Consider the following 12,370-nt stretch of genomic DNA (forward strand, 5'->3'; position numbering starts at 1 on the left):
GACTGCATCTATGGCGTCATAGAGCGCGCGGATTAACCGATGCAATAGATAATAAAAAGCATGTAACGAGATGCTTATTTGCCATCAGACAGTGATAGTCTCCGTTTTTGCTGGCTCAGGTGCGTCTTTTTGTCACGTATCTGAATAACCTGCCGATAAAACAGACATGGCCGCTCGGCATTGAGTCTGTGGCGGACCAGCGGACCATCTGCGAGCTTCACACATTGGGGTAATTATAATGAGCACAAGCACAGCCTTGGGCGGCGACGCCGTTCAGCCTGCGTTCTTGTCCAAAGAGCGCATTATCGCCAAGCCCGGTTTCAACCGTTGGCTTGTTCCACCAGCAGCATTGGCAATCCACCTTTGTATCGGTATGGCTTACGGCTTCTCGGTGTTCTGGTTGCCGTTGTCCAAGGCCGTGGGTATTACTGCACCCGTCGCCTGCACTCCGGACATGGGTTTCTTCGCGCAGATGTTCGCGTCGACCTGTGACTGGCAGATCTCCATGCTGGGCTGGATCTACACCCTGTTCTTCATCTTCCTGGGTTGCTCGGCTGCCATCTGGGGTGGCTGGCTGGAGCACGCAGGTCCACGCAAGGCCGGTGTTGTTTCTGCCGTGTGCTGGTGTGGCGGTCTGCTGATTTCCGCACTGGGTATTTATACCCACCAGATCTGGCTGATGTGGCTGGGCTCGGGCGTGATCGGCGGTATTGGTCTGGGGCTGGGCTATATCTCCCCCGTATCGACTCTGATCAAGTGGTTCCCGGACAAGCGCGGCATGGCGACCGGCATGGCGATCATGGGCTTTGGTGGCGGCGCGATGGTGGGTGCACCGCTGGCCACTGCGCTGATGGGTCACTTCGCTTCGGCTGAAAGCGTGGGCGTCTGGCAGAGCTTCGTGGTGATGGCGATGATTTACTTCATCTTCATGATCGGCGGTGCACTGGGCTACCGCGTTCCGCCAACCGGCTGGAAGCCTGAGGGCTGGACCGCTCCGGCTGCCAAGGCCAAGAACTCGATGATCACCAACCGTCACGTGCACGTCAGCGTGGCCTGGAAGACACCGCAGTTCCGTCTGGTCTGGCTGGTGCTGTGCCTGAACGTATCGGCCGGTATCGGCATCCTGGGCATGGCTTCGCCGCTGCTGCAGGAAGTCTTCGCTGGCAAACTGCTGGGCGTCGACCTGACCTTCAGCCAGCTCAATGCCGACCAGCTGAAAGCCATTGCTGCGATCGCCGCCGGCTTCACGGGTCTGTTGAGTCTGTTCAACATCGGCGGTCGTTTCTTCTGGGCTTCGTGCTCGGACTTCATCGGTCGCAAGGCAACCTACTTCGTATTCTTCGCACTGGGCTTCCTGCTTTATGCGTCGGTTCCGACCCTGAGCCATATGGGTAGCATCGCGCTGTTCGTGGCCGCGTTCTGCATCGTGCTGTCGATGTACGGTGGCGGTTTTGCGACAGTTCCGGCTTATCTGGCTGACCTGTTCGGTACGCAGATGGTCGGCGCGATCCACGGTCGCCTGCTGACTGCCTGGGCTGCGGCCGGTGTGCTCGGTCCGGTATTGGTCAACTACCTGCGTGAGTACCAACTCGCCCACGGTGTTGCACGTGCCGATGCCTATGACATCACCCTGTACATCCTCTCGGGTCTGCTGGTGCTGGGCTTTATCTGCAACCTGCTGATTCGTCCGGTTGCCGACAAGTACTTCATGACCGACGCCGAGCTGGCGGCTGAACAAGCCATCGGTCACGACAAGGGTGCCAACGCCACGACTTCGCTGGAGTGGAAAGCATCCGCAGGCAGCAAGCCGCTGGTCATCGCCGCTTGGCTGGCCGTAGGCATCCCGCTGGCGTGGGGCGTCTGGATTACCCTGCAAAAGACCGCAGTGCTGTTTCACTAAAAGCCTGTAGGTAACAGATAAGCGCTTGCACTTCGGTGCAAGCGCTTTTTTTTGTGCGCAGACTTCTTGTTCCACGCACTCTGAATCGGACGCAGAGCGTCGCACGATAGTTGAGGCTATCGTTCCGCACGCTCCAGCGTGGGAATGCCGTTCATGACGCTCCGCGTCACCTATCTGCGGCTCAATGTGTTTGATGCACTGCCCGTTCCCCCGCAGACGCTGCTACATTAGCAACCCCTGTTTTTATTGCCTGTAGGAGTTGTTTGCATGCTAGCCCACGTGGAGTCATACGCTGGTGATCCGATCCTTTCCCTGATGGAAACCTTTGGCAAGGATTCCCGTGCGGACAAGGTCAATCTGAGCATCGGCTTGTATTACGACGCGCAGGGCCGTATCCCTCAGCTGGGATGCGTAGCAACGGCACAACAGCAACTGGCCGAGGGCGAGCAGGCGGCTTCGGTCTATCTGCCGATGGAAGGCCTGGCGGCTTATCGGCAGGCAGTGCAGACCCTGTTGTTCGGGGCGGATCACCCGCTTGTGCAGGCAGGACGCGTGGCGACCATCCAGACCGTGGGCGGCTCCGGCGCGCTGAAAGTAGGCGCCGACTTCCTCAAGTATGCCTTCCCTGATTCACAGGTCTGGGTCAGCGATCCGACCTGGGAAAACCACAACGCGCTGTTCGGTGGTGCGGGCTTCAAGGTCAACAGCTACCCGTATTTCGACGCGCAGACTGGCGGGGTCAGGTTCGAGGCCATGCTCGATACGGTGCAGGGTCTGCCTGCGCAGAGCATTCTCCTGCTGCACCCGTGCTGCCATAACCCGACCGGTGCCGATCTGACGGTGGCGCAATGGGACCGCCTGATCGAAGTGATCAAGGATCGTCAGCTCATCGCGTTTCTGGATATTGCCTATCAGGGTTTCGGCAAAGGCATGGACGAAGACGCCTACGCCATCCGGGCGATGGCCAACGCAGGTATCACAACGCTGGTCAGTAACTCGTTCTCGAAAATTTTCTCGCTGTACGGCGAGCGGGTCGGCGGGTTGTCGGTCGTTTGCGAAGACACCGCGTCGGCTGCCAACGTATTCGGCCAGCTCAAGGCCACTGTACGCCGCAACTACTCCAGCCCGCCTGCACATGGCGCGTTTCTGGTGTCGAAAGTGCTCAACACACCGCATTTGCGCGAGCAGTGGCTGGGCGAAGTCGAGGCCATGCGCGTGCGCATCATCGACATGCGCACGCGTCTGGTCGAGGTGCTGGCGCAGAAGGTCTCCGGACGTGATTTCAGCTTTATACTCAGGCAGAACGGGATGTTCAGCTACACAGGTCTGACGCCACAGCAGGTCGATGAACTGAAAGACGTTCACGGCATTTACATGCTGCGCAGTGGCCGGGTGTGCATGGCGGGCCTGAATGAAGGGAATATCGACAAGGTATGTAACGCAATCGCGAGCCTCTTCACCCACTAAATGCCCTGCTGGTCGTCTGTTTGCTTCATGGCGGGCGCATCTGGGCCTATAATGCTCGCCTTTTTTCGCCCAATGATTTTGCGGAGCTGGTGATGGCCGAACGTAAGGCGTACGTCGAGCGTAATACTCTGGAAACCCAGATCAAAGCCTCGATCAACCTGGATGGCACCGGAAAGGCCCGATTCGATATCGGTGTGCCTTTTCTTGAGCACATGCTCGACCAGATCGCCCGGCACGGGCTGATCGACCTGGACATCGAGTGCAAGGGTGACCTGGCAATCGATGATCACCATACGGTGGAAGACGTCGGTATCACCGTGGGGCAGGCGTTCAGCCAGGCCATCGGCGACAAGAAAGGCATTCGTCGTTACGGCCACGCCTATGTGCCGCTCGACGAAGCGCTTTCACGTGTGGTCATCGATTTCTCCGGGCGTCCGGGCCTGCAGATGCATGTGCCGTACACCCGCGCCACTGTAGGCGGCTTCGATGTGGACCTGTTTCAGGAGTTCTTCCAGGGCTTCGTTAACCACGCGAACGTGACGCTGCACATCGACAACCTGCGTGGCACCAACACTCACCACCAGATCGAAACCGTGTTCAAGGCTTTCGGTCGCGCGCTGCGCATGGCGGTCGAGCTGGATGAGCGCATGGCCGGGCAAATGCCATCCACCAAGGGTGTGCTCTGATGCAGACGGTTGCGGTCATCGATTACGGTATGGGCAACCTGCACTCTGTCGCCAAGGCGCTTGAGCACGTAGGCGCAGGCCGTGTGCTGATTACCAGTGACGCCAAGGTGATTCGCGAAGCCGACCGTGTGGTGTTTCCGGGTGTGGGCGCGATTCGCGACTGCATGGCCGAGATCCGCCGTCTGGGCTTTGATTCGCTGGTCAGGGAAGTCAGCCAGGACCGTCCGTTTCTCGGTATCTGCGTCGGCATGCAGGCGTTGCTCGACAGAAGTGAAGAGAGCGGCGGCGTGGATTGCATCGGTCTGTTTCCCGGCCAGGTGAAGTTTTTCGGCAAGGACCTGCACGAAGAGGGCGAGCACTTGAAAGTGCCGCACATGGGTTGGAATCAGGTCGCTCAGGCGGTGGATCACCCGCTGTGGCATGACATTCCGGACCTGGCACGTTTCTACTTCGTGCACAGTTTCTACATCGATGCCGCCAATCAGCGTCAGGTGGTCGGGCGCGGTCACTATGGCCTCGACTTTGCCGCCGCGCTGGCCGACGGTTCGCGCTTCGCCGTGCAATTTCATCCGGAAAAGAGCCACACCCACGGTCTGCAATTGCTGCAGAACTTCGCTGCCTGGGATGGTCGCTGGTAATCGTATGAGCAAAACCAAGAGCAAGCCGCCGATCCTGACCCTTTCGCCCGAGCATGAGCAGCAGGCGATCGACAAGCTCAAGCGCCTGTTCGCAGAGCGCTTCGAGCTGGAGCTGGGTACGTTTGAAGTGGCTGAGGTACTGGAATTGTTCACCCGCGAGATTGCGCCGCATTACTACAATCGCGCTATTTTCGATGTTCAGCAGCAGCTCAAGGAGCGGTTCGAGAGCATCGAAAGCGATCTCTGGGCGCTCGAAAAGAATTGAATAGAAGCAGCTTTGAGCTTCAGGCTTCAAGCCGCAAGAATCAGTGAGTACGCATACTTGCAGCTAATCGCTTGCAGCTTGCCGCTCTTTTTGACCAAGGAATAAGCATGCTGATTATCCCCGCTATCGACCTCAAAGACGGTGCCTGTGTGCGTCTGCGTCAGGGCCGGATGGAAGATTCCACAGTGTTCTCCGATGATCCGGTGGCCATGGCCGCCAAGTGGGTCGACGGTGGTTGCCGCCGTCTGCATCTGGTCGATCTGAACGGTGCGTTCGAAGGACAGCCGGTCAACGGTGATGTGGTCACGGCCATCGCCAGACGCTACCCGAACCTGCCGATCCAGATCGGTGGCGGCATCCGTTCGCTGGAAACCATCGAGCACTACGTCAAGGCGGGTGTGAGCTACGTCATCATCGGCACCAAGGCCGTCAAAGAGCCCGAGTTCGTGGCTGAAGCCTGCCGTGCGTTCCCCGGCAAGGTGATCGTCGGTCTGGATGCCAAGGACGGTTTCGTCGCCACCGATGGCTGGGCTGAAGTCAGTTCGGTTCAGGTCATTGATCTGGCCAAGCGCTTTGAAGCCGATGGCGTGTCGGCCATTGTCTACACCGACATCGCCAAAGACGGCATGATGCAGGGCTGCAACATCCCGTTCACCGCCGCGCTGGCGGCCGCCACGCGGATCCCGGTAATTGCTTCGGGTGGCATTCATAACCTGGGCGACATTCAGGCGCTGCTGAACGCCAGGGCTCCGGGCATCATCGGCGCAATCACCGGTCGTGCGATCTACGAAGGCACGCTGGATGTGGCCGAAGCCCAGGCGCTCTGCGACCGCGAACAACGCTGAATAGCTGGAGACTGACCCTGTGGCCCTAGCCAAACGCATCATCCCTTGCCTGGACGTCGACAACGGTCGAGTGGTCAAGGGTGTCAAGTTCGAGAACATCCGGGATGCAGGCGATCCGGTGGAAATTGCTCGTCGCTACGATGAACAGGGTGCCGACGAAATCACTTTTCTCGACATCACTGCCAGCGTCGATGGCCGTGACACCACGCTGCACACTGTCGAGCGCATGGCCAGTCAGGTGTTCATTCCGCTGACTGTCGGTGGCGGCGTGCGTACCGTGCAGGACATCCGTAACCTGCTCAATGCGGGCGCGGACAAGGTGTCGATCAACACTGCAGCGGTGTTCAACCCCGAGTTCGTCGGTGAAGCCGCCGCTCGTTTCGGGTCGCAGTGCATTGTGGTCGCTATCGATGCCAAGAAGGTCTCCGGCCCGGGCGAAACCCCGCGCTGGGAAATCTTCACCCACGGTGGACGCAAACCCACCGGGCTGGACGCGGTGCTCTGGGCGAAAAAGATGGAAGACCTGGGGGCTGGCGAGATCCTGTTGACCAGCATGGACCAGGACGGCATGAAGAACGGCTTCGACCTGGGCGTCACCCGCGCCATCAGTGATGCGCTGGGCATTCCGGTAATTGCTTCCGGTGGTGTCGGCAACCTTGAGCATCTGGCTGCTGGCGTCATCGAAGGTCACGCCAGTGCCGTGCTGGCGGCGAGTATTTTCCACTTTGGCGAATACACCGTTCCCGAAGCAAAGGCTTATATGGCCAGTCGCGGGATTGTGGTGCGCTGAGTACTGCGCATCAAAGCGGGCGTCGCTTGTTTCAGACCATGGGTTTGAAACAGCCGGCGCTCGCTCTGTTTCAGCCCTGTGGCATTCGAGTATTACCTGTAAGCGACATCGCCGGACAGCGCGCTAGACAGTGCGCCGGGTTCACGGCACTCTGCATGCGTCGTTCATGATCGAGTGCTGGAACATGTTCAAACGTCTATTTCTCGCACTGATCGGTGTCGGCTTGTTGCTGAGTGAAACTGCGCGAGCCAGCGACTCAGCGCCTTATTCCATGGTGTTGCTCACCGAGAATTTTCCGCCGTTCAACATGGCGGTCGATGGCAAGAATTTCGCGCAGGAAAACAACATCGACGGTATTGCCGCTGAAGTGGTGCGTGAGATGTTCAAGCGCGCAAACATTGGTTACAGCATGACCCTGCGTTTTCCGTGGGACCGGGTTTACAAGCTTGCCCTCGACAAGCCCGGTTATGGCGTGTTCTCCACCACTCGCCTGCCTGAGCGCGAAAAACTGTTCAAATGGGTAGGTCCGGTAGGCTCCTATGACTGGATCATGCTCGCCCGCGGCGACAGCCCTATCACGTTAACGTCGCTTGAGCAGGCAAAGAACTACAGGATTGGTGCCTATAAAGGCGACGCCATCGGCGAGCGTCTGAACGCGATGGGCCTGAACCCGATTTTGATGCTGCGTGACCGGGACAACGTGAAAAAGCTCGACAATGGTCAGATCGATCTGTGGGCCGTGGGCGATCCGGTTGGCCGCTATCTGGCGAAACTGGAAGGGGTCACGGGGTTCAAGACCGCGCTGCGTTTCAACAGCGCCGAACTTTACCTGGCAGTCAACAAGAGCACGCCTGACGACGTTGTGGCTCGCCTGCAGAAAGCCCTCGACCAGATGCGTGCCGAAGGCTGGGTCGACGCCGTCAAGGCGCGCTATCAGTAATTGCTCAACCTGCTGCGGGAATGATGTCTTCACGTACGTTGGAAGGCTGCCCATTGATGTCATGGGCGAAAGTGCAGATCTTCAACGGCAGCAGTGTCTGGCGGGCCCATCTTGACCGTGTAATGGTCGATCGGGCGATGTTCGTACGACCAACTGACCGATATGCGCCGAATCGATTTTTTCCAATAATCACCTGTGGCTCGGGCGTCGGTCCCGCCGGTTGCAGCTCTATGGCAAGCGCAAGCGGCTGGATGCCGTCATTGATAACCGTGTCCTGCTCTCCGTTGTGGAGACCTCATCCTTTAAGCCGGAATTGATCGGGTTATCAAGGCTGAAACGGCGCGGGACATGGAAAACAGACCTTGCCTACTTTGCGTGCGGAACGTGCTGACTCGGTTTTGGCGGGATCGACGGTAAAATCCGTCAGCGTCATGTCTGGAAAGGCGAGCGCAGACTGGCGAAAGCCAATTATATGCAATTAAGAGCTATTTATATGCATCATAAGTGTTGCCCGAGCTACATAAGTGTTGCATATTGATGTTGCCGAAACGGTAGGATTCAAGCAATGAAATGCAACGAGTTTCGGCGATGGTTGCAGGCTCAAGGCGCTGAGTTCAGGGCGGCCAAGGGTAGTCATTTCAAGGTTTACCTGAATGGTAAGGCAACCATCTTTGCAGACCATGGCAGCAAAGAAATGCACGAAGGGTTACGCAAGTCGATCATCAAGCAGCTCGGCCTTAAGGATTGACGTCGAGCTGCTCCACTACAGGTGAGGCCTTATGTATCAATATCCATTGGATCTGCATCGGGAGCCGACAGGCGTTTGGCTGTCGTGTCCAGACATTCCCGAAATGAGCGCCTCTGGCGACACCCTGCCTGAAGCATTGAGCGAAGCTCTTGACGGCATGGAATCGGCTCTATCGCTCTACGTCGATCAGCGTCGCAAGATTCCCCAGGCCTCAGTCGTACCCGGCCATGAACTGTTGATGCGTTTGCCAGCGCTGACGGTTGCCAAAATCATGCTATGGAACAGCTTGTTGGAAGAGGGCGTTAGCCGTGCTGAGCTGGCGCGTCGCCTGGGTTGCACGCGGCAAGTGGTGGATCGGCTTGTGGACTTTCTGCATGCCTCGAAAATCGAGCAGGTGGAGCGAGCGCTGGCTGAGCTTGGTCGGCGTATTACGTTGAGCATTGAGCGGGCCGCTTGATGTGTAACACCTCATTTGAAAGACCAGCTGACGGACGTTTCGTCGTTCGCAGGCTCAGCGATACACCCCATTCTTGCCATGCGCCGCACTCGCCTGATTGCCGCGTTCGCTGATCATGCTGCGCAGGTCGATCCATTCGACGCCCTGATCCTTGAGTTTGGGCAACTCGCGTTCCAGTACGTCCAGCGTGACAGGGTAGGGGTGACCGATGACCACTGCCGAGCCATGCTTGCGGGCGATTTTGATGGCTGACTGCAATTGTCGATTGATGGCTTCGGCCGTGCGCTCGTCGTCCAGAAACACGTCGCGCGAGACGCTTGCGAGGCCGATGCGCTGAGCCTCTGCGGCTGCCACGGTTTTCGCGCTGGTGCGGCTGTCCACGAAAAACAGATGACGTCGTTGCAGTTCGGCCATCAACCAGGCCATCGCGACCGGTTCGGCGGTCATCCGGCTGCCCATGTGGTTATTGATGCCGGCTGCATAAGGCACTTTCAGCAGCGCCGCATTGAGACGGCTTTCCAGTTCAGGCAAGGGCAGTTCGGGATGCCAGGCGTAAGGCCCGGTCGCCGGGTCCATCGGCATGTGCAGCATGACCGTCTTGCCTGCGCGGTGAGCCTCGCGGGCAAATTCGGTGGCGTGTGGAGTGTCAGGCATGATCGCCAGCGTTACCGGCCCGGGGAGCGCCAGTGTACGGCTATCCCGCGCCGGGTTCTGACCCAGGTCGTCGATGATCAGGCTGAGATAGGCCTTCGGCGGCTTGCCGTTGTCTTCGGCTGGCGCTGCATGGGCAGCGCCAGTGATCGAGAGTGTCAGCAGTAACAGAGCGAGAGCGCGCATCCGTCAGTTGCCGCGGGTGATACTCAGCCCTTTCAGAAGACTGAGCGCCTGGCTGAGCTGGAAGTCATCATCCTGCGGACGCGCCTTGGCTGCTGCGCCACCCTTGACGGTCGGCTTGTCTGCACCGCCGTTGCCATTGCCCAGGTGACCCATCAGGTCGGCTTCCTTGTAGTTCTCGCCGTCCGCTTCGCTGGTGACCTTGGCCCGACGTACCACGATGTCCGGGTTGATGCCCTGCGCCTGGATCGAGCGACCGTTCGGCGTGTAATACAACGCTGTGGTGATCTTCAGAGCGCGATCGTTGTTCAGCGGCAGAACGGTTTGCACCGAGCCTTTGCCAAAGGTGTCGGTGCCCATCAGAATCCCGCGTTTCTGGTCTTGCAGGGCACCGGCGACGATTTCCGAAGCAGAAGCGCTGCCGCCGTTGATCAACACCACCAGCGGTACGCCTTCGCTGGCGTCTGCCGGGTCTGCCGAGAAACGCAGTTCGGAGTTGGCGATGCGACCTTTGGTGTAGACGATCAGGCCTTTGGTAAGGAAGTGGTCCGCCACCTGCACCGCCGATTGCAGCACGCCGCCCGGGTTGTTGCGCAGGTCGAGAATCAGGCCGCTCATCTTCTTGCCGTTGTCCTTGCGGAATTTGGCCAGTGCCTTGCCGACCTCGTCCCCGGTCTTGACCTGGAACTGGGTGATGCGGATGTAGCCGTAGCCGTTTTCCAGCATCTGCGCCTTGACGCTCTTGACCTGGATGGTCGCCCGCGCCAGCGTCACATCAAACGGCGTACCGCCATCGCGCACCAGTGTCAGGGTGATCTTCTCGCCGATTTTGCCGCGCATCTTGTCGACCGCTTCCTGCATGTTCTGGCCCTGGGTCGGCGTGCCATTGATCTTCACGATCAGGTCGCCTGCCTCAATGCCAGCCTTGGAAGCAGGTGTGTCGTCGATGGGTGAAACCACCTTGACGAACCCGTCTTCGACGCCCACTTCGATGCCCAGTCCACCGAACTCGCCGCTGGTGCTTTCCTGCAGCTCCTGGAAATCTTCCGGGCCCAGATAGGCGGAGTGTGGATCAAGGTTGCTGAGCATGCCCTTGATGGCGTTTTCCAGCAGAGTCTTGTCGTCTACTGGCTCGACATAGGCCGCCTTGACCCGATCCATGACCTCGGCAAAGGTGCGCAGCTCGTCAAGCGGCAGCGGCGGCTTGGCGTTGGCATTGGGCTTGGCGGGCGAGACTGCTGCAGGCGTGGCTGGCGCGGTCTTTTCGGCAGCTTGCGCCAAAGGCGCGCCAATAACGATGGCAATTGCCAGGGCCAGCGAGGTGAGACGGGACAAATGCAGCATGTCTAACGAACTCCTACAGATATTGACGCCGGCTTATCCTTGAGTGCGGCACCATTGGGCTGGATCGCTGGGGCGACCCTGCTGACGAATAGCAAAGTACAACGCTGCCGTGTCCTGACCGCCACTATTGCCGACCGTGGAAATCGCTTCACCGGCTTTTACAATGTCACCTGCCGACTTGAGCAGGCTCTGGTTATGCCCATACAGGGTGAGATAACCGTTGCCATGGTCGAGAATGACCAGAAGCCCGGCACCACGCAACCAGTCGGCGAACACCACTCGTCCGCCATGCACTGCATGTACCTGGCTTCCGGCTGCGGCGCTGATCATGACGCCGTCCCATTTGGTTCGCTCGTCATCACCGCGGGCTTCACCGAAACGCGCAAGCAGTCGACCATCAATAGGCCATGGAAGTTTTCCCCGGGCCTCTGCAAAAGGTCCGCCGTAGGAAACTCCGGCACTGGAAACGACTGCGGCGGGGGCTTTGACCGGGCGACGCGGTGTGGGTTCATCAGCGCTTTTACTGCTGCTGGTGCTGTTGTTGCGGGCGACGGCCTCAGCTTCGCGCTGACGTTTCTCTTCGGCCTCGCGAGCGGCGACCAGCGCCTTCTGGCGAGCCTCTTCGGCTTCACGTGCCTGGCGGGCCAGGGTTTCCTCGATGGTCTTGAGAACCTTGGCCAGGTCGGCCTGATCCTGCTGACGCGCCTGCAGTTTCTGATCGCGGGCCTTGTAGTCCTGATTCAGCTTGGCCAGTGCCTGCTGACGCTCCTGGCGCACCTTGGCCAGTTCTTCGCTCTGGCTGTCCAGGTTGCTCTTCTGCACCAGCAGCTGTGCCTGTTGCAGGTCGATGTCTTTTTCGACATTGGCCAGCTGGCGCAGGGTTTCATTGAAGTTGCGTAGCTGCTCCAGGCGCGCCTGGCTCAGGTAATCGTAATACGTGAGGGTTCGGGCGAACTTCTCGGGGTGCTGCTGATTGAGCAACAGCTTGAGGTATTCCTGGCGGCCACTCTGATAGGCGGCGCGGGCCTGGATAGCGATCAGGCGTTGCTGTTCAACGCGGGCACTGTTCAGTTTCTTTTTTTCACTGTCGAGCTTTTGCAGCTCGGTTTCCGTCTTTTTTAGTTCCTTTTGCAGGACCTCGACCTGCTTTTCCAACTTGCCCATTTCGGTTTCGGTGGTGCGCAGGTCCTTCTGGACGCCTGCACGTTCTTCCTGAAGCTTGCCCAGGACTTTTTGCAGCTCCGTCACATCCTGACGCGCAGCATCTATCTGTTTTTGGGTTTGCACACGCTCGTCTTCGGCAAACGCCGGATTGAGCAGGCAGATCAGAGCAAGGGCAATCAAGGCGCGAAGCATGTGGGTGGGCGATACCGAGGAATTGTGAGAAAAAATGTCAGGCTTAGTATGCCCGCCATGCGCTGCAAAAAAAACGCCCCGCAGCCACTGCTTTAGGGCT

Annotated in this window: 13 protein-coding genes and 1 pseudogene; 10 read left to right on the forward strand and 4 right to left on the reverse strand. The window is 58.8% G+C overall.

The window, feature by feature from the left end:
• Positions 1–238: 238 nt before the first annotated feature.
• The 8 genes from RYB09_RS16775 (at position 239) to RYB09_RS16810 (ending at position 7,531) form a co-directional block, all read left to right on the forward strand.
• Complete coding sequence (locus RYB09_RS16775; protein ID WP_316889423.1) at positions 239–1,900, forward strand: OFA family MFS transporter; 1,662 nt, start codon at positions 239–241, stop codon at positions 1,898–1,900.
• Between the two features lie 267 nt (positions 1,901–2,167).
• On the forward strand, positions 2,168–3,367 hold the full coding sequence (locus RYB09_RS16780; RefSeq protein WP_122280889.1) for an aromatic amino acid transaminase: 1,200 nt from the start codon (positions 2,168–2,170) through the stop codon (positions 3,365–3,367).
• 92 nt (positions 3,368–3,459) lie between these two features.
• Positions 3,460–4,053, forward strand: coding sequence for an imidazoleglycerol-phosphate dehydratase HisB (gene hisB / locus RYB09_RS16785; protein WP_002551454.1), 594 nt, complete (start codon positions 3,460–3,462; stop codon positions 4,051–4,053).
• Positions 4,053–4,691, forward strand: coding sequence for an imidazole glycerol phosphate synthase subunit HisH (gene hisH / locus RYB09_RS16790; protein ID WP_005745046.1), 639 nt, complete (start codon positions 4,053–4,055; stop codon positions 4,689–4,691). Before hisB ends, hisH begins: the two co-directional genes overlap by 1 nt.
• A 4-nt stretch (positions 4,692–4,695) precedes the next feature.
• Complete coding sequence (locus RYB09_RS16795; RefSeq protein ID WP_002551456.1) at positions 4,696–4,956, forward strand: DUF2164 domain-containing protein; 261 nt, start codon at positions 4,696–4,698, stop codon at positions 4,954–4,956.
• A 107-nt stretch (positions 4,957–5,063) separates the two neighbouring features.
• Positions 5,064–5,801 (forward strand): 1-(5-phosphoribosyl)-5-[(5-phosphoribosylamino)methylideneamino]imidazole-4-carboxamide isomerase, encoded by a 738-nt coding sequence (gene hisA / locus RYB09_RS16800; protein ID WP_058400064.1) that lies wholly within the window; start codon positions 5,064–5,066, stop codon positions 5,799–5,801.
• Between the two features lie 19 nt (positions 5,802–5,820).
• Entirely contained in the window at positions 5,821–6,591 is a 771-nt protein-coding gene (hisF, locus tag RYB09_RS16805; RefSeq protein WP_002551458.1) for an imidazole glycerol phosphate synthase subunit HisF, read from the forward strand.
• A 184-nt stretch (positions 6,592–6,775) separates the two neighbouring features.
• Positions 6,776–7,531 (forward strand): substrate-binding periplasmic protein, encoded by a 756-nt coding sequence (locus RYB09_RS16810; protein WP_058400090.1) that lies wholly within the window; start codon positions 6,776–6,778, stop codon positions 7,529–7,531.
• Between the two features lie 4 nt (positions 7,532–7,535).
• Here the strand turns inward: RYB09_RS16810 and RYB09_RS16815 are convergent.
• Positions 7,536–7,826, reverse strand: a pseudogene (locus RYB09_RS16815) (serine protease); the annotation flags it as partial.
• 270 nt (positions 7,827–8,096) lie between these two features.
• Between RYB09_RS16815 and RYB09_RS16820 the strand changes: the two are divergent.
• Both RYB09_RS16820 and RYB09_RS16825 read left to right on the forward strand, forming a co-directional pair.
• Positions 8,097–8,279 (forward strand): type II toxin-antitoxin system HicA family toxin, encoded by a 183-nt coding sequence (locus tag RYB09_RS16820; protein ID WP_005781617.1) that lies wholly within the window; start codon positions 8,097–8,099, stop codon positions 8,277–8,279.
• A 31-nt stretch (positions 8,280–8,310) separates the two neighbouring features.
• A complete protein-coding gene (locus RYB09_RS16825; RefSeq protein WP_011169797.1) occupies positions 8,311–8,736 on the forward strand; it encodes a type II toxin-antitoxin system HicB family antitoxin in 426 nt (141 codons plus the stop codon).
• A 54-nt stretch (positions 8,737–8,790) separates the two neighbouring features.
• Here RYB09_RS16825 and RYB09_RS16830 read toward each other — a convergent pair whose 3' ends face one another.
• The 3 genes from RYB09_RS16830 to RYB09_RS16840 are packed head-to-tail and all read right to left on the reverse strand — an operon-like array spanning position 8,791 to position 12,270.
• Positions 8,791–9,573: a divergent polysaccharide deacetylase family protein gene (locus tag RYB09_RS16830; RefSeq protein ID WP_054995969.1), complete on the reverse strand. Its 783-nt coding sequence runs from the start codon at positions 9,571–9,573 to the stop codon at positions 8,791–8,793.
• Between the two features lie 3 nt (positions 9,574–9,576).
• Complete coding sequence (locus RYB09_RS16835; protein WP_002551463.1) at positions 9,577–10,914, reverse strand: S41 family peptidase; 1,338 nt, start codon at positions 10,912–10,914, stop codon at positions 9,577–9,579.
• Positions 10,915–10,947: 33 nt separating this feature from the next.
• Positions 10,948–12,270, reverse strand: coding sequence for a murein hydrolase activator EnvC (locus RYB09_RS16840; protein ID WP_316889426.1), 1,323 nt, complete (start codon positions 12,268–12,270; stop codon positions 10,948–10,950).
• Between the last annotated feature and the right edge of the window lie 100 nt (positions 12,271–12,370).

Origin of the sequence: Pseudomonas syringae group sp. J254-4 (genome assembly GCF_032586855.1) — a bacterium.
In the GTDB taxonomy this organism is placed as follows: domain Bacteria; phylum Pseudomonadota; class Gammaproteobacteria; order Pseudomonadales; family Pseudomonadaceae; genus Aquipseudomonas; species Aquipseudomonas amygdali.